Raw genomic sequence first — 22,002 nt, forward strand, 5'->3', positions numbered from 1 at the left:
GAGGAAGCCCCTACGTGCGCGGGCGTGCAAAATCGCAAGCTTTTTCCCCGAATTCGCTCGAAACCTTGCAAATACGATTACTTCAAATCCGCCAAAACCCACGCATTCCTGCCGGCTTCAGCGTTCTTCACGGGTGACTAGTTGCCGCAGCGCATGTCTGGCAGGAGGTGGGGGCAGGGGCCTTCGTGCCGGGCGACGAGGCGCAGGTTGATGCGGAACGGCACGTCTCCGACCATCGTGGGGACGGTGGTGGCCATGCGCCACTGGATTGCGGGGTCGGTTTCGTCGGCATCTTCGGGCCAGGCCCAGCCTTCGGCCAGAAGATCCACCTGATGGCCGTTCGCCGCCCATGTGCGCGCTTCATCGACCGAAAGCGTCAGCCGCAAGTCATGGCAGCAGCGGCCGCATTGGGTACAGTCGAACGAAATCTCCATTACTGCGGTAAAGCGGAATGTATCACTTTAAGACAGTGAAGTTCTCGCCAATACGGACCTAACATGCAAAGAAAAAGCCCCGGCCTTTGCGGACCGGGGCTTTTGCTTTTCAATAGGCGTTAGATCAGAAGCGCACGCCCAAGGTGACGTTCCACGTGCGGGGGTCGCCGTAATAGGCGGTCTGGATGTTGCCGACCGAGCTGAATTCCTGCCCATCGGTCTTGTAGAGCGTGTTGCCCACGTTGCGCACTGCACCGCGCAAGTAGAACTTGTCGAAGTCTACCTGTGCATAAAGGCTGGCCAGCCAGTAGCCGTCTTCCGTCAGGCCGGGGCGGTTGTCGACCGAGAGGAAGTGCTTGTCGACAAAGCGCGCATCGCCGCCGAGGCTGAGCGAAGCTTCGCCCAGCGGAATGCGGTATTCACCGCCGACGCGCAGGGTGAGCGGCGGGGCGAAGGCCGGGCGGCAGGTGATGGCGGTGCCGGTGGGGTTGCAGCTGAAGGCAGGGGCGCGGCGACCGTCGTTGAACTCCTTGTAATCGGCATCGAGGTAACCGACCGAGGCGAACAGCGTGACCGGCGTGGCGGGGCGCACGTTCACGTCGAATTCGAAGCCCTGAATGCGCAGCTTGCCGGCGTTGAGAACGGGGAAGCTACCGCCGGTGATGCCGGTGTTGCCACCGCCAACGCGGGCCTGGAAGTTCTCGTAATCCGAATAGAACGCAGCGCCCGAAATGTTGACGCGGCCATCGAGGAACGAACCCTTTGCGCCGACTTCATAGGTCCACACGGTTTCGGGTTCGAACGTGGGGACGATCACCGTGGCGCCGTTCACCACTTGCGTAACATCGCCGATGCCGTTGACGCGGCCATTGAACCCGCCGGATTTGAAGCCACGGCTGGCCGAGGCATAGACCATCGTGTTCTGCGAAGGCTTGTAGGCCAGCGTCGCCGATGGGGTCCACGCTTCATAGGTTACGCTGTCTGCCGTGTTGAACGGGGCGGGCAGGTTGTTGGGGAAAGTGAAGGTGCTGCGGATCACGATGGCCGGGAACACCGGGCTGGACGTGGTGGCCGTGGTGGTGCGGAAGTATTCCTTGGTCTCACGCGTGTAGCGCAGGCCCGCGGTGAGCGAGAGCGCATCGGTGAAATCATAGGTCAGCTGGCCGAAAGCGGCGTAGGACTTGGTGTCCTGCTCGTCATCGATCGTGCGCAGGAAGTTGAGCGGGGTGCCCACGTAGCGCAGATAGCTGTCTGCATAGGCTTCCTGATGCGAGGTGACATGCTCGTTCAGGTAATAGAGGCCGAGCACGCCCTTCAACTTGTCGGCATCAAGCTTGAGCTGCAGTTCCTGGCTGAACTGGTCCTGCCGCGTGCCGACGAAAACGTCGCCCACTTCCGCAGTCGTGCCATCGATATCGACGAAGAAGTCGGTCTTCAGCTTGCGATAGGCGGTGATCGAGGACAGTTGCAGCGCGTCGGACAGATCGACGTTGATGGTGCCGGCAACGCCCCAGTGATCGAGCCGCTGGCCTTCGTTGTTGTTGAAGCTGGTCGAGGCCTTGTAGTCCCATTCGCCAGCCGCAGCGGGTGCGATGGTGAAGGGCGTGAGCGCGGTAAACGTGGCGTTGTAGTTGAAGCCCACCAGCGGCGCGGTGTTCTGGCCGAGCGTGAGGGCGTTGCGCTGGCGGGTGTAATCGCCCGCGATCAGGACTTCGACCGTTTCGGTGGGCTGTGCGCGCAGGATGGCGCGGCCCGACAGGTTGTTGCGGTCGTTGTACTTGTCGCCATTGCGCGGATCGGTGACGATGCCGTCGCGATCATCATAGACACCGGCGACCGAGAGCGCGAGCTTGTCGGCTACGAGTGGGGCCGAGACATAGCCTTTGGCGGTCACTTCATTGAAGCGGCCATAGGTGATCGCGCCTTCGCCGCGCAGCGTGTTCAGGTCAGGCTTCTTTGACACGACGTTGACCGCGCCACCGATGGTGTTCTTGCCATAGAGCGTGCCTTGCGGGCCGCGCAGCACTTCGACGCGGGCCACATCGAACAGGTTGAGCAGCGCGCCCTGGATGCGGCTGAGGTAGACGCCATCGACATAGACGCCGACAGCGGGATCGAAGGTTTGCAGTGCGTCGGGCTGGCCAATGCCGCGGATGAAGAAGTTGGCGCTGCTGGCAGAGCCACGGCCCTGCACGATGTTGACGTTGGGGATGGCACCCTGAATGCCCGAAAGATCCTTGGCTCCGGCCTTGTCCAGCGCTTCGGTGCTGAGCGCGGACATGGAGATCGGCACATCGAGCAGGCGCTCTTCGCGGCGGCGGGCGATGACGAGGATTTCGCCGGTGGCGACATCCGATGCGTCTTCAACGGCGGGCGTTTCCTGCGCAAAGGCAGGTGCGGCGGGCAGCGCAAACAGCGCAGCAGTTGCGGCCAAGGCGGCGCGCGTGGAAATTCGGGTCATCTTTCAGGCTCCCTCTCGCGGACTGCTCCGTCCGCATGAGGACTCAATATTGAAAGTTGAACCACCTTTCAACTTCGTATTGTGAGGTTGGCCTTTTGCGGTTACCCATCGTGGCGAAACGGCAACACGCAGATGGGGACGGTGGTTGCCGCAGGGAGAGTTTCATGGCGGAAACCAGCGCTGCCAGTCCGGGCAAAGTGCCGCGCACGGCGCGCGGGCGTGAAACGCTGCGGCGCCTGCTGGATGCAGCAGCGGCGGAATTCGGGGAGCGCGGCTTTCACGAAGCATCGATCAGCGGCATCACGCGGCGGGCGGGCACGGCGCTGGGCAGTTTCTACACCTACTTCGATTCGAAGGATGCGATCTTCACCGCACTGGTGCGCGATATGTCCGCCCGCGTGGCCATCGCTGCGGCAGGGGCTGTAAGCGAAGGCTCAACCGGACTGCAGCGGGAGCGCGAGGCGCTGACCGGATTCCTGCACTTCGCGCGTGAGCACAAGGAAATCTACCGCATCATCGACGAAGCCGAATTCGCCGACGCGGCCAGCTATCGCTCCCACTACGAAGGCACCGCCACGCGCATCGCCGCACGTCTGGCCGAAGGGGTGGCGGCCGGAACCGTGCGCGACGGCCAGCACGAAGTTCGCGCTTGGGCGATCATGGGCATGAACGTTTTCCTCGGCCTGCGCTTCGGTGTGTGGGATGATGCGCGGCCCGTGGAAGAGATTGCCGACGTGGCGGCGGATTTGCTGGGGGAGGGTCTGATCAAGCGCACCTGATCGGGCCATTGCGTGGATGTGCTAGTGGAATCCTATGGCCAAAGGTTTGCGCGATACCGGTCAAAGCAGCGCTTGCCGCAGGTCAGGCGCATCAACGCCCCTTCAGCCATCGCAGTGGCGCGAGCAGGATCTTCGCGCACGAGCGGTATGAGCGCCTCGCGATTCCAGTCCTCGCTGTGCTTCACGTCAAGCACGGCGTGGAGATCGAAATAGCGGCGTTCCCGTTCGCTAAGGCCGATGCGGCGCAAGCCTTTGGCGACAAGGGCAGAGCGGGCGGGGGCGGTCAGTTCGATCACACCCAGCGCGCCCACCGAATGCCAAGCGAAGCCGCGATTGGTGGCCATCGCCGTCATGGCGTTGGCCAGCGCGAGGCTTTCCCAAACGGTGGTTTCGATGGCAGGCGCAACGCCGAGCGTATCGGCAAGGGCGGACAGCATCGGGCCATGCATACCGCGTGGGTTGCCACGGCCCATCTCGTCCCAATAATTGCGGGCGAGTTCCAGCTTTGGTGCTTCGGGCAACTTGATTTGGGTAAGAGCGACGAGATCGTCGAAGCCTGCTTCCCCGGCAGCTTCCTGTTCAAAGAACCAGCGCATCTGGCCGATGTCTGCCTCCTGCGCCAGCCACGGAAAAAGCGCATCGCCCTGACCGGGTCCGGTTAGCTTGAGATTCTCGAACCAAATGACGAACGCGTCGGCATCGCGCGGGGCCTCGGCAGCCTCTTCGCGCACTTCTTCGCGCAGTTCTTCTAGGAAGCTTGCCTCCAACATGCGCATTCGCGCTTCGTGTTCGAAATAGCCCGCCCAATCATGGGATGGAAATTCCGGGGCCAGCCGCTGCCGGTTCCAGTGCGCAAGGGCCTGCTGGAAGCTTCCATTGCAAAAGCGGTTTTGAGTTTGGGGGCGAAGGCGCTGAATTGTCTGCATGAAGGAACAACGGCGCGGGCGCGACAGAGTTCCGGGCCATGTTCCGTGCGTGTTCCGACAAGTGGGGTCTTGCTGAACGGTGTGCGCCGAGCTGGGAGTCTTTAGCGACGATCTGAATTCATCTGACTATTCAGATACTTGATTCGTTACCGCGTGTTTTTCCAGCCATCGCGCGCGGATAGCGTCCGAACCTTCACGGCTGCCGTCGTGGCTCCAGCCGGGCGGGCGCAGCAGGTAGGACAGTTTGTGCCGCCACGGCGCGCGCCAGATGTCGGCCACCATGCCGCGCCACTCGTGGAACACGGCGTGGAGCAGGTTGAAGCTGCCGAGTTGCTTGACGATGCCGTAGCGGATGGGGAGGTCATCTCGCTCCCGCTGGAAGGTCCCGAACAGGCGGTCCCAGACGATCAGCGCTCCGGCGTAGTTACGATCCAGATAGAGTGCGTTGGTGGCGTGGTGGACGCGGTGGTGCGACGGGGTGTTGAACACGGCTTCGAACCAGCGTGGCATGCGGCCGACCGCCTCGGTGTGAATCCAGAACTGGTAGACGAGGTTCGCGCCGCCCACCGTCAAGATCATCAGTGGGTGGAAGCCGAGGAATGCGGGCCAGATGCGGAAGATGAAGGACAGGGCCAAGAAGCCGGTCCAGGTCTGCCGCAGCGCGGTGGACAGGTTGTAGTGCTGGCTGGTGTGGTGGTTCACATGGCTCGCCCAGAACCAGCGCACGCGGTGGCCGGTGCGGTGGAACCAGTAGTAGTTGAGATCATCGAGCACGAAACATGCGATCCATGCCCACCACACGTTGGGCATGGTGAACACGCGGTGTTCGTAGAGCCACATGGCAGCAGCCAGCACGATCCCGGCGGAGAGTGCGCCCGCAATTGTGCTGCCAAGGCCAAGCGCGAGGCTGGTGAGAGTATCGCGCGGTTCATACTTTTCGGGCGCGCGGCGGGTGGCCCAGATCATCTCGGCGATCACCAGCAGGACGAAGGCAGGGATGGCGTAAGTGACGATGTCCAAGGCCGCGATGTCGCTGGAACTCATGGCATCGACGCTCCCAATCGGCGCAGGCTGGCAGCCCAGACTTGCGCCTGTTCGCCAAGGTCCAGTGTGATCGTGCCGAAGCCCCGGTCGTCGGTGGACAAGGTGAGGAAGCGCCCGTCGAGCCTCACGCCTGCAAGGCTGACCAGTTCGCGCGCGGCAAAATGGCTGCCGTGCTGGCGAATCAGCAGGATGCGGCCCGCGGCGTCGCGTGCGATTGCACCAATGCCTGCGCGATCGACGGCGACGGCCTTTGCATCGAATCCGCAGATGGCTTCATCGGCGAGGGCATGCGCGTGCTCTTCGCCCTGAATGCGCGGATCACCGCCCAGTTGCAGCTTTCGCGCCAGCCAAGCCAGAGCAAGGATTGCCCCCAGCGAAGCGAGCGCCTGAAGAGCCAGCCCCGCGCCGGGAAGGGTGAGAAACTGTTCGAAAACGTTCATGATCCTGTGCGGCCGGATTATCCTGCCTGCGCAGCAAGCATATCGACTGTGGCGCGGATGGGGCCGATATCGTAGCCGGCATCGGCGGCCTTGGCGGCGATATCATCCGGGTTCACGCCGTATCGCGCCTGTGCCAACGCCCACAGCAGGGTGGAGCGAGTGCCCGAACGGCAATAGGCAAGGACCGGGGTGTCACCTGCCTGTGCGAGCGCCTGCTGCATGGCCTCGACCTGCGGCATCGAGAATCCGGCATGGCTGACCGGGATGGCGACATAGGCTAGCCCGGCCTCGCGCGCTGCGGCTTCGATCTGGGCGCCCGGTGTCTGATCATCGGATTCGTCTTCTGGGCGGTTGTTGACGATGAGGCCAATGCCCAGCGCTTTGGCATAGGCGACTTCCGCAACGCCGATCTGCGGGCTGGCATATGTTTTGTCGTCAATCTTGCGAAACATTGCGCATTTTCCCTATCGCTCGTGGCCGACACGCTTGTGCCCAAAGCGCCGCTTCTGGGCAAGACTGCCGCTGTTGATAGAAAATGGGCTGAGCGGGGTGGGCAAATTGGCATGAAAGCCACAGTTTTCGGGACGAAATGCGCGGCATTTGACGATTCCGTTAGCGGTCCTTCATTTTTGCTCTATAGTCTTGCCCGCAGAGGAAGGGTGTCGGCCGGTAGGTCGCCCATCGATTCCCTCGTCGCACCGCCGGCTCCCGCGTCCGGCTTGCGGTGCCGTGAAGGTTGGGGCGGATTGAAGGTCTATTGATTTCTATGGGTTTTGACAGAGGGCGGCGCGGTCGCGGCAGAGACAAGCGCGACGGTTTTGGCGACGAGGGCGGCTTCGATCCCTACGGCGGCGGTGGTGGCGGCGGCTTTAGCGGCGGCGGTTTTGGTGACCGTGGCGGCTTTGGTGGCGGTGATCGCGGCGGCTTTGGCGGCGGCAATCGCGGCGGCGGCTTTGGCGGTGGTGATCGTGGCGGCTTCGGCGGCGGTGATCGTGGCGGCTTTGGCGGCGGCGGTGGTGGCGGCGGCTTCAGCGGTGGACGCAGCGGCGGTGGTGGCGGCTTCGGCGGCTCACGCGGCGGTGGCGGCGGCGCTGGTGGCGGCATGCCCGCACAAGTCGTCGGCACTGGCAAGGGTGTCGTCAAGTTCTTCAACGGCCAGAAGGGCTTCGGCTTCATCTCGCGCGAAGACGGTGGTGAGGACGTGTTCGTCCACATCAGTGCAGTCGAACGCGCCGGTCTCGAAGGCCTTGCCGAAGGGCAGACGCTCGAATTCAACCTCGTTGATCGCGGCGGCAAGATCTCGGCAGCCGACCTTCAGGTCGTGGGCGACGTGATCCCCGTTGCAGCCAAGCCGACCGCACCGCAGCGCGAGCTGACGGGCGAAAAGGCCACTGGCACGGTCAAGTTCTTCAACGCGATGAAGGGCTTCGGCTTTATCACGCGTGATGACGGCCAGCCGGACGCATTCGTGCACATCAGCGCGGTAGAGCGTTCGGGCTTGCGGGAACTGAACGAAGGCGACAAGCTCGAATTCGACCTCGAAGTCGACCGACGAGGCAAGCACTCGGCGGTCAACCTGGTGCCGATTCAGGGTTGATCCCGATTGCAACGCTTCCAGTAGTCTGACTGGCAGCCTGCAAATACATACGCGCACAGATGGCGGTCCTTTTGGGGCCGCCATTTGTCGTTTGCGATTCCCCCTATTCCATCCGGGCATGGCGCAACCTTCCTGCTACCCGGACATTTTCGCGACTGAACAGGAGAGCACTATGTCGATCACCCCGTTGATGCCCGTGTACCCCCGGTGCGGCGTGCGTCCGGTGCGAGGCGAAAACTGCCACCTGATTGCCGAGGATGGCGCACGCTATCTCGATTTTGCCAGCGGGATCGCGGTGAACATCCTGGGCCATTCGCACGAACATCTGGTCGGGGCGATCCAGCGCCAGGCGGCCACGCTCATGCATGTGTCGAATCTTTACGGCAGCCCGCAGGGTGAGCATCTGGCGCAGCGTCTGGTTGATCTGACTTTTGCCGATACGGTGTTCTTCACCAATTCCGGTGCTGAGGCGGTGGAATGCGCGATGAAGACCGCGCGTGCCTATCATTCGGCGGTGGGCAACGACCACAAGTACGAACTGATCACCTTCAAGAACGCTTTTCATGGCCGCACAATGGCCACCATCAGCGCGTCCAATCAGGAGAAGATGCACAAGGGCTTCCTGCCGCTGCTGGAAGGCTTCAAGTATGTCGATTTCGACGATCTGGAGGGCGCGAAGGCGGCGATGGGGCCAAACACCGCCGGTTTCCTTGTCGAGCCAATTCAGGGCGAAGGCGGCATCCGCGATGCATCCGACGAGTTCATCAGGGGCCTTCGCGCGCTGTGTGATGAACATGATCTGCTGCTGATCTTTGACGAGGTGCAGTGCGGCGTGGCACGGACCGGAACGCTCTATGCCTATGAACAGTACGGCGTGGAGCCTGACGTGATGGCCACGGCCAAGGGCATTGGCGGCGGCTTCCCGATGGGCGCGTGTCTTGCCACGGAAAAGGCGGCGCGCGGTATGGTCGTAGGCACGCACGGCAGCACCTATGGCGGCAATCCGCTGGCGATGGCGGCGGGCGAGGCTGTGCTGGATGTGGTGGCAAACGCGGAATTCCTCAGCGAAGTCCGTGCCAAGGGTGAGCGGTTGCGTGGCCGGATGGAGCAGTTCATCGGAAACTACCCTGACCTGTTCAAAGGCGTGCGCGGGCGCGGGTTGATGCTTGGCCTGATGATGAAAGTGGAGCCGCGTCCTTTCGTGGCCCACATGCGCGACAACCATCAGCTGCTCACGGTTTCTGCCGGGGACAATACCGTGCGTGTGATCCCGCCGCTGGTGATTGACGACAGCCACATCGACGAATTCATGGAGCGGCTCTCGGCAGCTGCTGCCAGCTATCAACCGGAGGCGGTTGCATCATGACCAGACATTTCCTCAACCTCACCGATGCGGGCGGCAATGCTGTTGCCGCCATGTTGAACGATGCGATTGATCGCAAGGCTGCGCGCAAGGGTTTGCCAAAAGGCAAGGCCGACGCTGATGCGCCGCTGGCGGGCCACGTGCTGGCGATGGTGTTCGAGAAGAACTCCACGCGCACGCGCGTGTCGTTCGATGTGGCAATGCGCCAGCTGGGCGGATCGGCGGTAATCCTTGATGCGGGGACGACGCAGCTTGGCCGGGGCGAAACGATCGCCGATACCGCGCGCGTGCTCAGCCGCATGGCAGATGCGATCATGCTGCGCACTGATGACCACGCCAAGGTCGAGGAGTTGGCGCGCTATGCCTCGGTACCGGTGATCAATGGCCTGACCGACCTGTCACACCCCTGCCAGATCATGGCGGACCTGCTGACCGTGATCGAACATGGCAAGGCGCTTCCCGGCCTTGAAGTGGCGTGGCTGGGCGATGGCAACAACGTGCTGAACTCGATTGTCGAGGCCGCCGGGCTGATGAAGTTCAACGTGCGCATCGGCGTTCCCGAGGGGTACGAAAGCGACGCGGCGTTTATCGAGGCTGCGAAACTGGGGGGAGCCAACGTGCACGTGGTGCGTGATGCGGCTGAAGCGGCGCGCGGCGCGGATGTCGTGGTGACCGACACGTGGATATCGATGGGACAGGCCCACGCCGAGGCTAAGCTGGCAGCGATGGAGCCATATCAGGTGAACCAGGCGCTGATGGCGCACGCCAAGGCCGACGCGCTGTTCCTGCACTGCCTACCAGCCCATCGCGGCGAGGAAGTGACCGATGCTGTGATCGACGGGCCGTGTTCAGTCGTGTGGGACGAGGCCGAGAACCGCATCCATGCGCAGAAGTCGGTGCTGCGGTGGGTGTTTGGCCAGCTTTGATGAAAGACGAAGGCGTGAGCGAACCGGTCCAGCCGTCTACAGGATTCGACAAGGTGATGCATTTCACCTTGCCAGACCGCAATGCGCGCGGGCGCATCGTGAGGATGGGGCCTGTGCTCGATACGATCCTGTCCGCTCACGCCTATCCCGCGCCGATCCGCCATTTGCTGGCCGAGGCGCTGACGCTAACGGCGCTGCTCGGCGCCCTGCTCAAAGATCAAGACAGCCAGTTGACATTGCAGGCGCAGACGCAGGATGGCGTGATCGACCTGCTGGTGTGCGATTACCGCAATGGCGAAGTGCGCGGCCATATCCGGCACGACCGGGCGCGACTGGACGAACTCGGGCCAACGCCATCACTTTTTGCGCTGTTTGGTGAGGGCTATCTGGCGATCACCTTTGATCTGGCGACCAGCGGTCAGCGCTATCAAGGCGTTGTCCCCCTTGAGGGAACTTCACTGGCGGAGGCGTGCGAGAGCTATTTCTTCCAGTCGGAACAGGTGCCGACGGTGATCCGGGTAGCGGTGCAGAGCACGCCATCTGGCTGTATCGCCGGGGGTATGCTGCTACAGCATTTGCCCGAAGGCGAGGAGGGCCGCGGGCGGCTGCACGTGCAACTCGACCACCCTGAGTGGGAGCATGTGGCGATTCTGGGCGGGTCTGTGAAGGCTGAAGAACTGGTCGATCAGGCGCTGGATCTGGAAAGCGTGGTTTGGCGCCTGTTTCACGAGGAACGCGAGATTCGCGTCGAACCGGGGCAAACGCTAACCCGTGGCTGCCGCTGCACGATCGAGCACTATCGCGATGTTCTTTCGCGATTTGCGGCAACAGAGCGCGAAGATATGAAGGACGATGACGGGCTGATCATGGTCGACTGTGCGTTCTGCTCAAAAGTGTTCGCGATTGATTTGCCCTGACAGCGGGTGTGCTGTCGTAAAGATGACAGCAAATTTCACCGGTTGACGCGCTCTGGAGGCGTTTCATCGTTGTGGCGGCAATGTTATCAATCAGACACAATGATCACGCGACATCTTCGCGACGATCCAAGGTGCAAGATAGAGCCATGTCGAACCTTATTCGCCATCATCCTCGCGTCGCGCGAAATATCGCTTTCCTCGGCGCAGCCGTTTCAGGCTTCGTTGCCAGCTCCGGCGTGGCACAGGGGCCTGCGCTGGCCATGCTTGACCGACTTGAAGCAGGACAGTGGGAAGTGCGTGCCCGTGACGACGGGAGTACCTTTAAAATTTGCGTCGATAATGGCCGCAAATTGATCCAGATTCGTCATCAGCGCGAAGCCTGCCGCCGGTTCGTCGTCGATGACACGGCAGAAATGGTCACGGTTCACTACACTTGCCCCACCAACGGCTATGGCCACACCAGCGTCCGCTTCGAAAATCCGCGCCTTGCGCGGCTGGAAACACAAGGCATCGACAACGGCTTGCCGTTCAATTTTGTGGCGGAAGCACGCCGCACCGGGCCATGCCGCTGACCCCCTTTTGATCGCTGCTGTATAAAGTTACACGCGAGACCATTGCATCGCTGCGGCGGCGCGGCTAGCCCATTGGCAATGGTCGAAAGTTCCGCATCTGTTGAAAAGCCGCTCGCCGTTGTCCTGCTTTCGGGAGGGCTGGATTCTATGGTTTGTGCCGCCTTGGCGCAGGAGCAGGGCTTTAGAGTGCTCGCACTGACCATCGATTACAACCAGCGCCACCGGGTGGAGTTAGATGCCGCACGGACGATTGCCGGACGTCTGGGTGTGGAACGGCATGTGATACTGCCGCTCGATCTGCGCCAGTTCGGCGGCTCTGCGCTGACCGACGATATCGCCGTGCCAAAGGATGGGGTGGGGGATGATATCCCCGTAACCTATGTCCCGGCGCGCAATCTCGTATTTCTCTCACTCGCGCTGGCGTGGGGGGAGGCGACCGGCTCCAAAGACCTGTTCATCGGCGTCAACGCGCTCGATTACTCAGGGTACCCGGATTGCCGTCCAGAATTCGTAGATGGTTTTCAGAACCTCGCGCGAGTGGCGACCAAGTTCGGGAGTGAGGGGGGCACGGTCACCGTCCATGCGCCTCTGCAACATTTAAAAAAATCAGAGATCGCGCAGGAATCAGCGCGACTGGGGCTTGATGCAGGCCAAAGCTGGTCCTGCTACGATCCCCTTCCGGATGGGAGAGCCTGCGGTGTTTGCGACAGCTGTCGCTTGCGGCGCGCAGGGTTTGAAGAGGCAGGTCTTAATGACGGAACCCAGTACGGCAGCAGAGAGTAGCGGCACCACACAGGCCGAGCAGTCGCCTCAAGACGTCTCTGCTTACAGTTGGTATGTGCTGGGCATTCTTGTGCTCGTCTATATCCTGAATTTCGTTGACCGGCAGATCCTCTCGATTTTGGCCAACGATATCAAGCGAGACCTCTCGCTGACGGATGCTGATCTCGGCTTTCTCTATGGCACCGCATTTGCTGTGTTCTACTCGCTTTTCGGGATTCCGCTGGGGCGGTTAGCCGATAGCTGGCATCGTGTGCGGCTGATGAGCATTGGCTTGGCGGTGTGGTCAGTCATGACTGCCGTGTCGGGCCTTTCAAAAACCGGCGCGCAATTGACCGTTGCCCGTATCGGGGTGGGCGTGGGCGAGGCCACGGCCAGTCCTGCAGCCTATTCGCTGATCTCGGATTACTTTCCGCAACGACTGCGGGCGACGGCGCTGGCCATATATTCGTCGGGTTTGTTCCTCGGCGGAGGACTATCGCTGTTTATGGGCGGGTACATTCTAGAGGCTTGGAATGCGGCCTACCCGCAAGGCGGTCCGTTGGGACTGGTAGGGTGGCAGGCTGCGTTTATGGCCGTTGGGCTGCCCGGGGTTTTGCTTGCTTTGTGGGTGATGACCATTCGCGAGCCGCTGAGAGGAGCGATTGATGGCAAGCCCACATACGGATCGCCGCAGCCGTTCAAAGGCTTTGCTGCAGAACTGCTAAATGTAATTCCGCCGCTCACTCTGATCGGTGCGGCAAAACGCGGGCCGGGTGCGCTGGCACTGAACCTGCTGTTCGCGTCTGCCATTGCGCTGATTGCTTATGGCCTCTCCCTGCTGCTTGGGCGCTCAACGCTCCAGCAGTGGGTGTTTCTGGGGGTCGGCGTCTATGCCGTCTACAGTTGGGCATCGGCACTCAAGTCGCAAGATTTACCAACCTTCCGCCTCATTTGGGGGACGCCGGCGTTTTTGTGCACGACGTTGGGATACGGAATGGTGGCGTTTGTTTCCTACGCCTCATCCTATTGGGGGGCGCCATATGCCGAACGTGTGTTCGGCATCGCAAAGGCGGATTTGGGGTTCACGATTGGCGGGACTGGCGCGCTTGCCGGGTTTCTCGGCGTCATCATTGGCGGCAGAGTAGCCGACGCGCTTTATACGCGCGGGCCAGCTGGCAGGTTGTATGTAACCCTGTTCGGACTACTTGCTCCGATTGCACCTCTCATTGGCGCGTACACTACCGATTCGTTCACGGCCTTCGTCATCTATTCGTTCATTGCGCATATCATGTCGAGCAGCGCATTGGGCGGGGCGGCGGCAACCAGCCAGTTGCTGGTCTTGCCTCGGATGAGAGGCACTGCGACTGCCACATTCTTCCTGGCGACGACCCTGGTCGGGCTCGCGCTTGGACCGTTCATGGCGGGGTACGTTTCAGCGTCGAGTGACGACGATCTCTCAACAGGGGTGCTTTCGACTCTTGTGACGGTGCCGATCGGCCTTGCTCTGCTGTTGGCTGCGATCAAGCTTGTACCGGCAGCGCAGTCCAGCCTTGAAAGCCGCGCCCGCACTGCCGGTGAACCTATCTGATCGTCTGACGTCAGGATTTCATGATGGTGACCACACCGCACGCGATGCGGCCACCGCTATTGCCTGCCGGGTCAGTTTTGTAGTCATCAGGCCCAGCGTGGATAATCACGGCACTGCCGTCAGCATCGAACATCGCCGCGCGCAGCTCTTCCGATGCGCCGACGAGGGTGGTGCGGATTGAGCCGGTGCCATTCGCTCCGACGACAATATTGGGCAGGTCGCCCATGTGGGGGCCAGCAGGGTTCATCGTGCCATGCTTATGGGCGTTGGGATTCAGGTGGCCGCCTGCTGTGCTGAACGTCGGCGCGTCACACTTGCCAGTAGTGTGGACGTGAATGCCATGTTCGCCGGGCGAGAGGCCAAATACTTCCGCCGCGAGTTCAATCACACTACCGTTTGCGATGAGCGTTGCCTCGCCCACAGTATTGCCAGTGGCATCGATGAGGGCTGTGTGGGCGAATTTTTCAATGGAGCTTTTAGGCTCAGGAGTGGCGCAAGCAGCCAGTAGAAGCGGGGCGGCAAAGGCCATAGACGCAAGTTTGGGCAGCATGGGTCGTCTCCGTTTACAAAGTCTTCGGAGACCATAACGAAAGAGGGGCCGGATTTCTCCGGCCCCTCGATCTTTATTCCGGCAAAGCCGAAAATTACATGCCCGAACCCGGACCGTAGGTGATTTCCACGCGACGGTTCTGCAGTTCGCGAACACCATCTGCGGTCGGAACGCGCGGATTGTTTTCGCCAAATGCTTGGGTCGTGATCGAGCTGTCCGAGATACCGTGCGAACCGAGGTACGAGCGGACCGAAACGTTACGACGTTCGGAAAGGCCCTGGTTGTACTTCGCGGTACCCGAGCGGTCAGCATAACCTGCCAGCATGATCGGAACGCTGGCGCAGCTGCCATAGGCAGTGACCGCGTTGTCGAGAATGGTAGCAGCCTCAGGCGTGATGTCCGACTTATCCCAGTCGAAGAACACGATGTACGGACCCTTGTTGCAGACCGGAGCCGGCGGAGGAGGGGGCGGCGGGGGCGGCGGGGGCGGCGGGGGCGGAGGAGGCGGCGGTGCCGCTTCTTCCACTGGCTCGGCTCCACCGAAGTTGAACGTCAGCGTTCCCAGCAGCGAGTGCGAACGGAGCTTCGTGCGGGCGTTCGCACCGGCATTCGTCACCAGATCAATGTGGTTCTGGTTGAAGAAGCGATACTTCAGGCCGATGTCGACGCTGTCGCTGAGCGGTGCGCGGATACCGGCAAGAGCCTGCCATGCAAAGCCCGTGTCAGAATCAACGATGTTCCGCGGAGTGTCATTGTAGATCACGGCCACCTTGGCGCGGCTTACGCCAACACCACCGCCGACAAAGCCCTGCAGACCATCATCCGGACCAAAGTCCAGCAAACCGTTGACCATAAAGCTGAGAGCTTCAGCGCCACCGCCGAGACCGCCATCCGGAACAACCCGGGTGCCAGTGTCGTAAGAATCTTCTTCTGCACGACGGAAGCTGACTTCGCTTTCAAGGCGGAAGCCACCGAAGTCATAACCGACAATACCGCCAGCATCAAAACCAGTCTTGGTGTTCAAGACACCCTGCTGGTTCGACCCACGAAGATTCTCAACGTCTTCGAGAATCATTGAGCCAGCATCAAGCTCTACGTACCAAGAATCATCCCGTGCAAATGCCGGCGATGCCAAGGCAGTCGAGGCCAAGGCCACGCCTAGGACCATTTTCCGCATTATCGTTTCCCCTTTAAGCGACATCATGCCACGTCGTGCAGGCTGTCTACCGGTTCCAAAGTGGTCATGCAAGCAGACAAACACACCAACTGTTGCTCAAAAACAACGGATTTGCTCCATTGTGAAATACAAAGCTTGTCTGATTGCGCCCTCATGTCCCGGTGGAATGCAAAGAGGACAGTTTAGTTCCTAAACGGACTGCGAAAAAATTCCTGCAACCTTCAACGCGGCTATAATTGCGACTATTGTGCCACGCGCTTCGGCGTCAATCACCGGGCCACCAGTCGGTAAAGGTGGTGTTTGGGCAAGTTGCCATCCGTTCGCGAATATCCGTGTCCCACCCGCTTCCATGTCCTGAACACGCATGCCGGGAGACGGCTGGATAAAGCGCCATCCGCCTTCAGACCATCCTGCAAGAGCGTCTGTACGTCCCGCAAATGCACCTGTCGCAAGATTGCCGACAATCCAGACTTGCCCGGCCGATGGGGCCGCGGGAGGGGCACTGCGCACACCTTGCACGCCGCCGCCAAGCAGCATGTCGAGCGCAATCAGTGCCTCGTTGACGGTCGTTTCCTTTTGCGACTGGCCTGCGAACAACATCGGCATTCCGATGCGCGGAGTCACTGCGGAATAGCTTACGGGGTCTGCCATTGTAGGCTCCTTCTGATCGGCCCGGTCAGGCGGGCAGCGCGATGATGAGCGGGAGGGACTTCGATTGGTGGCCAATTTGCCGCACCCGAAATTCTGCGGCGAAATTCTGCGATGCAGCCAGTTGAGTCAGCGTCAGCGCCAATGCGGCAGGGATCTCAAGTTCGGACGTCGCAGTTCGCCAGATCTGTGTTGGCCTGTCTGCGGGGCCAAAGGCAATTTCCCAAAGCTCTTCAGCCTCACCGAGTGGTGAGTCGACGATGTCAAGCCACGCCCACGTGCCGCGTGCGCGCCGCGTCCACTCCAGATGTGCCGAACCGTCTGAAAGCCTGGTCACGACGCCGTGTACCGGTGAAAGCGGACGCAGGGTCAATCCTGCGTTGATCACCGGACTTTCAGCAGCCGTCACGTCGCCCAAGCCGAGTGCTACGATCTTGGTGTTAGCAGCATCGCCGAAAGCCGCGTTGTCGATCCAGACGAGTGGGCTGTCGATCAGTACGAAACGCTCGGCCAAGGAATGGTCGTTCACAGCGTGCTCAGTTCCGCCACGTCCACGCAGCAACGCGGTCAAGCGCCAGATGCTACCCGTAACCCGCTCGGCGCGGCCAAACTGTAAGAGTTCTGTGCCAAGCAGCACAAGGTTCGCGCCCTGCATCAGTTGTGTCCAAGTGGCGTTGCCCAGGATAAGATCGTCCGCCGCCAGTTCGATGTCCACGCTGGACGTGGTATCAAACAAAAGCGGTGATGCGCTGCCAAGCACCGTAAGAACCGTTCCTGCCACTGCGCGGCGGCGCCCTGTTGAACCCAGCGGTTGAAGCGTCTCGTCCGGAAGCTCGGCATAGACCGATGCTCCAGTCCACCCTGCGGTCGCCGCAGTGGCCGCAACGCGAATGGCGCGGGCGGTGCCGTCTCCGGTTCCATCCCACGGCAATTCCATCGCCACGATCCGGGTCGGCACTGCAACAAGATCAGGCGGTTGGTTCGCACGTCCTGCATCTGCCGAGCCAGAAAGCGGCGCGCGGATAGGTGCGGCGACCAGATCGAGCATCACTCCGTCCGCTTGCCATTCCCATTGCTCGATCCGCCAGATGCCTTCGGCGACCGGCGTTCGCACGCAGGTTCCGGGGGCAAAGTCGGCGTCGATTTCCGTAATGCGGTAGCGCAGCGTGTCGCGCGCCTGCGTGCGCCGGCGCGCTGCCTGATCGGCCACGGTGCTTGCCTCCGCAGCCGACATTGCAACTGGCAATTCAATGGTCGTGACGTCGCCCGGTTCGCTGCGGCCTATGCTGCGCTGCAGGCCGGGCTGGTAGTCGCGTGCGATGTCGTAATACCGGACCGCGCATTGCTGTGAGGTAGGAAGCGCATCGCGTCTACGTGACCACCCGTCCTGTCGGGCATCCTCGGCAGACTCCCCCCCAGCGCAAGGAAGCGGAAGAACCGGCAGGTCTGACGTTGCCGTGGTCTCTGCAAGACCAAGCGACACGCGCTCGTTCTCTACCCAGCAGGTAATCGGCGAAATCTCGCCAAGCACCGTCAGGATGTTCCCCATCGCGCCCTGATCGACAGTGAGGCCCGAAAGCATCACCGGCGCAAGGCCGTCGGCATCGACATCATCCATCAGCGCTTGGCAGACGGCGGCGGCAGTTATGCTGCTGCTGTCGGCAATTACCTCAAACGTCAGCGATGGCAGACGGTTGCCATAGTCAGCCAATTCCAGATCCTCGAACACGATGTAGGCCGTGTTGCGATAAGCCGGATTGAACTCAGCGCCCTCGGCCTGCACCAGCAGCGGATCGGGTTGCTGGTCGCCGTGACCCGTATGTACCCGCATCGTCCCACCGACCTTCAAGTCTCCGGCGGCCCCGCGCAGCAGGTTGCCGTCAGCCCAGACTCGCCCGATCGCGGTGATCGGACGGCTCGAAACGGCAACCGCGAACGACGCGGTATACGCATAACTTGTCACCGAAGGGCGGCCCTTGCCGCCACCGGAGCGTTCCTGATGCTCGACCAGTTCGGTTGCCCAGATCACGCTGCCGGCCGCGCGAATGGTGCCGAAATGCAAGGGTATAGGTGAACCATAGCTCGATGTTTGGACCGAAAGCTCCTTGAGCCGCGGCCCTTCTACTTTGCGCTTGCCGATCGCGGCAGAATCGACCTGCTGGCCGATCAGCGCGCCGAGCGCTCCACCGAGCGGGCCGCCGATTGCCGTGCCGACCGCCGAAAGGATCAAAGTTGCCATGTCCGGTCCCTATCCAAGTTTTGCCAGTCACCATTGCTCAGGCGCCATTGCATTTTTGCAGGCCAGGGAAGTGGGCCGGGCATGAACGTCACTCGGCGCAGCGATGCGTTGGCGTGAACAAAACCGTCACCTGCACGCACAGCCAAATGCATCTGCACTGGGTTGACCATGCAAAGCACAACGTCGCCATCTGCGTCGACGAGATCCAGCCCGCTCAACGCTGCGCATCCAACAAAGCCCGAAACTGCCGTCCCGCGCAGCGAGTAACCTTCCGGCACAGTCGGTTTGACGCCAGTCCTGCGCAGCGCCTCGGCAACAACACCTACGCAATCCAGGCCGCTCGTTGCGTTGCGCCCATGCAGCCTGAACGGCACCCCGACGAGACCCAGCGCGGCTTGACCAAGCGCCCGCGTCATCCTTGCGCCACCGGGTAGCGGGTCAGCAGGTCGTTGCCCGGCAGATAAGGCTCCCCTTGAAAGTTCACGGCATTGCCAAAGCGTTGCGCGCAGGTGGAAACCGTGTGGTCGCACCCCTCGCGCAACACTACGCGCAAACCCGCGTATGATTCCGGTGCCAGCGGGCGTTCCAGCATCAGCCAGCCACCTTCAACCGCCCGGATGCGCAACATGACCCCGGCGTCCCCGCCATCAACTGGCCTCAGCCAACCAAACGCAAAGTCTTCTGACGTTGCACCAGCCACTTTCACCCACTGCCGCTCGCCTCCGATCTCGGAAAGCACCCCCTCATGGGTGTAGCGCGCCACGGACAGTGTGCAGCCCTCGCCACAAAACTCCGCTCGGCAAGCTGGCGATGTCCGGGGCACGATTTCGCGCAGCAATTGCTGCTTCACCGAAGCAAGCTCGGCGGAAAACTGTGCACCTTCGCGGCCTACGGAACCGATGCTGCCTGCGAACAGTGTTTCGCCGTCCAGCGTTTCCCAGTCGACCAGGCCCATCGTTACCCGCGCACCGTCAAAACGCCCTGCTGCAAGGTCGGCCTCGTTGATCGCATCGTGACTGAGCGCCCCGGCGATTTCCGCCGAATCTGCCTCAAAGGTCGCGGACCTTCGCACGGCCGATGGCACCATCCCCGGCGCAGAGCGATGGCGCAGGCCGGCGACGTCCAGGTCGCGATCGTGGCTGGTGAAACCAAGTGTCACACCGTCGCGCCGCTCGATCCGCCACCACACTGCCACGGTCTCCAGCGGCTGGCTGAACCACGACCGGCTCATGCGTCTTCCCTCAGTTCCACCAACGGCACGCTTGGCGCCTCGCCTGCTGCAAATTCCGCTCCCGAAATGTCCAGTCTGTCCTCGCCAAAGCGGACAGGGACATCGAAAAAGAAGCCCGCACGAACCAACGTACCCGCTGTCGGAGCCACGGCGAAAGCAACGATCCCAAGCGGATCGAGCGTAAAGTCGCCAGTTTCGGCACCGTCCAAACTGACGCGCAGCGATTCTGCCCGGGGCCGCGTGATCCGCCGCCGCTGAGCGTCGGCACCGTCGCCATAATGTTTGGCGAGTTCAAAGCGCGCTGTCGCACCGTCGCCAACGCCCAGAATCTGGTCACCAGGTGTAGGCATCCCGGTCATCCCGTTCGAGCTGAAGTCCGAAGGGTCACGCAGGCGGAACCCGCGCGCCTGTCCGCGTCGCGCGCGAAAGAACGAAATCAGCTCGCCCAGTTCCGCGTCAGACCGCACTCCCGGTCCCACATCAAAGCGCAACCGCGCATCGGACCACAGGCTGTTGCGCCGCTCAAACCCCGATGCCGTAATCGTCACATTGGTCGAAAACTCCGGCGTCACCGAGGCATCCCGTCCCAGCGCCAGCGGAAACAGGACATCGTCGAAGGATTGCATGGTCTCGTCTCCGCTCGTTTCGGGAAGCCGGGTAAAGCCGTCGCGCGACACTTGCGGCAGTGCCCAGATGAACGTCTCGGCCACACCCAGCGCCCTGGCCTCACTCGCCGCCGCATCGATCCGCGCCCACTCAGCCGCGGCGTTTTCCGGCAGCAGCACGAAACCCGACAGGTAGTGCTGGCTTTCGCGCGGATAGTTCAGCCGCGCCTCGGCAATCTCACGCGCCTGTGCCCGCAGCGCATCCTTGCCTGCTGTGACCCAGTCATAGTCCTCAAGCTGCAAGGTATCGAACGCAGGCGAGGCCCAGCCCGCCGGCAGGTTCGCGCGCAACGCCTCAGGGGTCACCGGATCGAGCACCGTTGGCAGAAATGCCAGCAACAGCGTCTCCGCCCCGGACGAACCCGCTGCCGCTTTCACTGCAGCGGCAAGATCCGCCGTCGATTGCGCCAGCAACGCTCCTGCCTGATCGAGCAACGCTTTCTGCGCCGCATTCAGACTCGCACCCAGATCGGGAATGCTCACCGGATTGCCGCCAAACGCTGCCTTGGCTGCATCGTCATAGATGCAGATGCGGCGATCCTGCATCACCCACCACCACGGCTCGCCCACCTGATGCCGCACAGGCAATCCAGCCCCCTGCATCAGCCCGACCAGCGCCACGCCAACCTTGCGCACCCACGCCATCGCCTGCGCATTGGCGGGCGTTAGAAGCGCCGAAGGCGGCACCCAGCCGGTCCGCGCCGGCTCGCCATTCTGCGCGCGCTGCTGCCAATCCGGCGGGCAATTCTGCGCCAGCAATTCATAGGATTGCGAGGCGATCACCGTCTGGCCCATCGCCGCTGCCCCGGCCAGAAACGCCTCGTGCCACCGCAGCGCCGCCGGGTTCATCGCGGGCAGAGCCGGGTCCACAACAAAGCCTCCAGCACCATCCGGCACCATCGCATAGAAGTGGCTCATCCCGATGTAGTGGTTGATGCTCCCGCGATAGCCCAGACCCCTGATCTGCCGCAGCACGCGCGCCGGAGTCAGGTTGTAGGCATCGTCATAACCAGTACATATCGAAAGCCCGTGTGGCGGCACCATCACGTCGCCCAGCGTCAGCATCGGCTTGTGCCCCTGGCAAGACACCTCGGTCAGTTCGACCCAGCCCTCGACCGAAGCCGCAAACGGCGCAGCATTGCCCGCCCCATATCCCGGCGCCACCAGCGAGATAAACAGCCGGTCAATGTCCGCCGGATGCACCGGGTCTGCTTCTGCTGGCAGCAGGAACCCGCCACTCAGCTCCGAAAACCGCAAGGTTACCTGCGCGTCGGTCGGCGTACCCTCGGCATAGTTCCACAGTCGCACATACCACGCCCGCGCATTGCCCGCCGCATCGCGCCCTTCAATCGTCAGCGTCGGCCCGTTCACTGCATCCAGTGGCAACACACCCGCCGAACGCCAACGAAACGACAGCGTCAGCCGCGAATAATCGCGCTTCGTTTCGTAAGACAGCAGCGGATGGTCCCACTTGTCCTGCGATTCCCAGATCAGCCCGATCAGGTCATCGGCCTTGCGGAACACCGCATCCACCCGCAACGCGTCGGGCGCAGTGGTCACCACCGACGCCATTGCGGGCCGGGGGAAGTTCACCGTCCAGAAACGCGGGTCAAAGCGCTGGATCGTGTCGGTCTGCTGCACCGTGCGGCGCGTTGCCAGCCAGTAAGTCATGCCAATTCCTCA

The 22,002-nt window shown here is 61.9% G+C and carries 21 protein-coding genes; 8 read left to right on the plus strand and 13 right to left on the minus strand.

Annotated features, from left to right (window positions below; genetic code table 11):
- Positions 1-137 precede the first annotated feature (137 nt).
- Complete coding sequence (locus tag Q8R81_RS15705; protein WP_305619465.1) at positions 138-434, minus strand: YkgJ family cysteine cluster protein; 297 nt, start codon at positions 432-434, stop codon at positions 138-140.
- A gap of 124 nt (positions 435-558) precedes the next feature.
- On the minus strand, positions 559-2,895 hold the full coding sequence (locus Q8R81_RS15710) for a TonB-dependent receptor (protein WP_305619466.1): 2,337 nt from the start codon (positions 2,893-2,895) through the stop codon (positions 559-561).
- A gap of 164 nt (positions 2,896-3,059) precedes the next feature.
- Here Q8R81_RS15710 and Q8R81_RS15715 point away from each other — a divergent pair, with 164 nt between their 5' ends.
- Positions 3,060-3,674 (plus strand): TetR/AcrR family transcriptional regulator, encoded by a 615-nt coding sequence (locus Q8R81_RS15715; RefSeq protein WP_305619467.1) that lies wholly within the window; start codon positions 3,060-3,062, stop codon positions 3,672-3,674.
- A 32-nt stretch (positions 3,675-3,706) separates the two neighbouring features.
- On the opposite strand, the gene Q8R81_RS15720 is transcribed toward Q8R81_RS15715, so the two are convergent.
- The 4 genes from Q8R81_RS15720 to Q8R81_RS15735 form a co-directional block, all read right to left on the minus strand.
- Positions 3,707-4,600, minus strand: a complete 894-nt coding sequence (locus Q8R81_RS15720; RefSeq protein ID WP_305619468.1) for an iron-containing redox enzyme family protein — start codon at positions 4,598-4,600, stop codon at positions 3,707-3,709.
- A 126-nt stretch (positions 4,601-4,726) separates the two neighbouring features.
- Positions 4,727-5,644 carry a sterol desaturase family protein gene (locus tag Q8R81_RS15725; RefSeq protein WP_305619469.1) on the minus strand — a complete coding sequence of 306 codons (918 nt, stop codon included), beginning with the start codon at positions 5,642-5,644 and terminating at the stop codon, positions 4,727-4,729.
- Entirely contained in the window at positions 5,641-6,084 is a 444-nt protein-coding gene (locus tag Q8R81_RS15730; RefSeq protein ID WP_305619470.1) for a hypothetical protein, read from the minus strand. Before Q8R81_RS15730 ends, Q8R81_RS15725 begins: the two co-directional genes overlap by 4 nt.
- Before the next feature lie 17 nt (positions 6,085-6,101).
- Positions 6,102-6,536: a TIGR01244 family sulfur transferase gene (locus Q8R81_RS15735; RefSeq protein ID WP_305619471.1), complete on the minus strand. Its 435-nt coding sequence runs from the start codon at positions 6,534-6,536 to the stop codon at positions 6,102-6,104.
- A gap of 314 nt (positions 6,537-6,850) precedes the next feature.
- On the opposite strand from Q8R81_RS15735, the gene Q8R81_RS15740 reads away from it, so the two are divergent.
- From Q8R81_RS15740 to Q8R81_RS15770, 7 genes are all read left to right on the plus strand, one after another.
- Entirely contained in the window at positions 6,851-7,681 is an 831-nt protein-coding gene (locus Q8R81_RS15740) for a cold-shock protein (protein WP_305619472.1), read from the plus strand.
- A 172-nt stretch (positions 7,682-7,853) separates the two neighbouring features.
- Positions 7,854-9,047: an aspartate aminotransferase family protein gene (locus tag Q8R81_RS15745; protein ID WP_305619473.1), complete on the plus strand. Its 1,194-nt coding sequence runs from the start codon at positions 7,854-7,856 to the stop codon at positions 9,045-9,047.
- Complete coding sequence (gene argF / locus Q8R81_RS15750) at positions 9,044-9,970, plus strand: ornithine carbamoyltransferase (RefSeq protein ID WP_305619474.1); 927 nt, start codon at positions 9,044-9,046, stop codon at positions 9,968-9,970. Before Q8R81_RS15745 ends, argF begins: the two co-directional genes overlap by 4 nt.
- Positions 9,970-10,887 carry an Hsp33 family molecular chaperone HslO gene (locus Q8R81_RS15755; RefSeq protein WP_305619475.1) on the plus strand — a complete coding sequence of 306 codons (918 nt, stop codon included), beginning with the start codon at positions 9,970-9,972 and terminating at the stop codon, positions 10,885-10,887. Before argF ends, Q8R81_RS15755 begins: the two co-directional genes overlap by 1 nt.
- A 146-nt stretch (positions 10,888-11,033) precedes the next feature.
- Positions 11,034-11,459 (plus strand): hypothetical protein, encoded by a 426-nt coding sequence (locus tag Q8R81_RS15760; protein ID WP_305619476.1) that lies wholly within the window; start codon positions 11,034-11,036, stop codon positions 11,457-11,459.
- Between the two features lie 78 nt (positions 11,460-11,537).
- Positions 11,538-12,242 (plus strand): 7-cyano-7-deazaguanine synthase QueC, encoded by a 705-nt coding sequence (queC, locus tag Q8R81_RS15765; protein ID WP_305619496.1) that lies wholly within the window; start codon positions 11,538-11,540, stop codon positions 12,240-12,242.
- On the plus strand, positions 12,211-13,809 hold the full coding sequence (locus Q8R81_RS15770) for an MFS transporter (protein ID WP_305619477.1): 1,599 nt from the start codon (positions 12,211-12,213) through the stop codon (positions 13,807-13,809). Before queC ends, Q8R81_RS15770 begins: the two co-directional genes overlap by 32 nt.
- Before the next feature lie 10 nt (positions 13,810-13,819).
- On the opposite strand, the gene Q8R81_RS15775 is transcribed toward Q8R81_RS15770, so the two are convergent.
- The 7 genes from Q8R81_RS15775 to Q8R81_RS15805 all read right to left on the minus strand — a co-directional run bounded on the left by Q8R81_RS15775 (position 13,820) and on the right by Q8R81_RS15805 (position 21,990).
- Positions 13,820-14,359 (minus strand): superoxide dismutase family protein, encoded by a 540-nt coding sequence (locus tag Q8R81_RS15775; RefSeq protein ID WP_305619478.1) that lies wholly within the window; start codon positions 14,357-14,359, stop codon positions 13,820-13,822.
- 94 nt (positions 14,360-14,453) lie between these two features.
- Complete coding sequence (locus tag Q8R81_RS15780; protein ID WP_305619479.1) at positions 14,454-15,536, minus strand: OmpA family protein; 1,083 nt, start codon at positions 15,534-15,536, stop codon at positions 14,454-14,456.
- Positions 15,537-15,725: 189 nt separating this feature from the next.
- The gene (locus Q8R81_RS15785; RefSeq protein WP_305619480.1) at positions 15,726-16,187 is read right to left on the minus strand and encodes a DUF2793 domain-containing protein; all 462 of its coding nucleotides are present in this window, start codon (positions 16,185-16,187) and stop codon (positions 15,726-15,728) included.
- Between the two features lie 25 nt (positions 16,188-16,212).
- Positions 16,213-18,423, minus strand: coding sequence for a phage tail protein (locus Q8R81_RS15790; protein ID WP_305619481.1), 2,211 nt, complete (start codon positions 18,421-18,423; stop codon positions 16,213-16,215).
- Positions 18,411-18,839 (minus strand): peptidoglycan endopeptidase, encoded by a 429-nt coding sequence (locus Q8R81_RS15795; protein ID WP_305619482.1) that lies wholly within the window; start codon positions 18,837-18,839, stop codon positions 18,411-18,413. The genes Q8R81_RS15790 and Q8R81_RS15795 overlap by 13 nt, the downstream gene beginning before the upstream one ends.
- The gene (locus tag Q8R81_RS15800; RefSeq protein ID WP_305619483.1) at positions 18,836-19,654 is read right to left on the minus strand and encodes a DUF2163 domain-containing protein; all 819 of its coding nucleotides are present in this window, start codon (positions 19,652-19,654) and stop codon (positions 18,836-18,838) included. Before Q8R81_RS15800 ends, Q8R81_RS15795 begins: the two co-directional genes overlap by 4 nt.
- Positions 19,651-21,990 (minus strand): DUF2460 domain-containing protein, encoded by a 2,340-nt coding sequence (locus Q8R81_RS15805; protein ID WP_305619484.1) that lies wholly within the window; start codon positions 21,988-21,990, stop codon positions 19,651-19,653. Before Q8R81_RS15805 ends, Q8R81_RS15800 begins: the two co-directional genes overlap by 4 nt.
- Positions 21,991-22,002: the final 12 nt, after the last annotated feature.

The sequence above is a fragment of the Novosphingobium sp. genome (assembly GCF_030696665.1).
Classification (GTDB): domain Bacteria; phylum Pseudomonadota; class Alphaproteobacteria; order Sphingomonadales; family Sphingomonadaceae; genus Novosphingobium.

Bases quoted from the DNA above. Each gene is read 5' to 3' on its own strand.
- Q8R81_RS15740 (WP_305619472.1), top strand. From the start codon at position 6,851: ATGGGTTTTGACAGAGGGCGGCGCGGTCGCGGCAGAGACAAGCGCGAC.
- Q8R81_RS15720 (WP_305619468.1), bottom strand. From the start codon at position 4,600: ATGCAGACAATTCAGCGCCTTCGCCCCCAAACTCAAAACCGCTTTTGC.
- Q8R81_RS15735 (WP_305619471.1), bottom strand. From the start codon at position 6,536: ATGTTTCGCAAGATTGACGACAAAACATATGCCAGCCCGCAGATCGGC.
- Q8R81_RS15710 (WP_305619466.1), bottom strand. From the start codon at position 2,895: ATGACCCGAATTTCCACGCGCGCCGCCTTGGCCGCAACTGCTGCGCTG.
- argF (WP_305619474.1), top strand. From the start codon at position 9,044: ATGACCAGACATTTCCTCAACCTCACCGATGCGGGCGGCAATGCTGTT.
- Q8R81_RS15790 (WP_305619481.1), bottom strand. From the start codon at position 18,423: ATGGCAACTTTGATCCTTTCGGCGGTCGGCACGGCAATCGGCGGCCCG.
- Q8R81_RS15800 (WP_305619483.1), bottom strand. From the start codon at position 19,654: ATGAGCCGGTCGTGGTTCAGCCAGCCGCTGGAGACCGTGGCAGTGTGG.
- Q8R81_RS15785 (WP_305619480.1), bottom strand. From the start codon at position 16,187: ATGGCAGACCCCGTAAGCTATTCCGCAGTGACTCCGCGCATCGGAATG.
- Q8R81_RS15795 (WP_305619482.1), bottom strand. From the start codon at position 18,839: ATGACGCGGGCGCTTGGTCAAGCCGCGCTGGGTCTCGTCGGGGTGCCG.
- Q8R81_RS15755 (WP_305619475.1), top strand. From the start codon at position 9,970: ATGAAAGACGAAGGCGTGAGCGAACCGGTCCAGCCGTCTACAGGATTC.
- Q8R81_RS15715 (WP_305619467.1), top strand. From the start codon at position 3,060: ATGGCGGAAACCAGCGCTGCCAGTCCGGGCAAAGTGCCGCGCACGGCG.
- Q8R81_RS15760 (WP_305619476.1), top strand. From the start codon at position 11,034: ATGTCGAACCTTATTCGCCATCATCCTCGCGTCGCGCGAAATATCGCT.
- queC (WP_305619496.1), top strand. From the start codon at position 11,538: ATGGTCGAAAGTTCCGCATCTGTTGAAAAGCCGCTCGCCGTTGTCCTG.
- Q8R81_RS15775 (WP_305619478.1), bottom strand. From the start codon at position 14,359: ATGCTGCCCAAACTTGCGTCTATGGCCTTTGCCGCCCCGCTTCTACTG.
- Q8R81_RS15805 (WP_305619484.1), bottom strand. From the start codon at position 21,990: ATGACTTACTGGCTGGCAACGCGCCGCACGGTGCAGCAGACCGACACG.
- Q8R81_RS15725 (WP_305619469.1), bottom strand. From the start codon at position 5,644: ATGAGTTCCAGCGACATCGCGGCCTTGGACATCGTCACTTACGCCATC.
- Q8R81_RS15730 (WP_305619470.1), bottom strand. From the start codon at position 6,084: ATGAACGTTTTCGAACAGTTTCTCACCCTTCCCGGCGCGGGGCTGGCT.
- Q8R81_RS15745 (WP_305619473.1), top strand. From the start codon at position 7,854: ATGTCGATCACCCCGTTGATGCCCGTGTACCCCCGGTGCGGCGTGCGT.
- Q8R81_RS15770 (WP_305619477.1), top strand. From the start codon at position 12,211: ATGACGGAACCCAGTACGGCAGCAGAGAGTAGCGGCACCACACAGGCC.
- Q8R81_RS15705 (WP_305619465.1), bottom strand. From the start codon at position 434: ATGGAGATTTCGTTCGACTGTACCCAATGCGGCCGCTGCTGCCATGAC.
- Q8R81_RS15780 (WP_305619479.1), bottom strand. From the start codon at position 15,536: ATGCGGAAAATGGTCCTAGGCGTGGCCTTGGCCTCGACTGCCTTGGCA.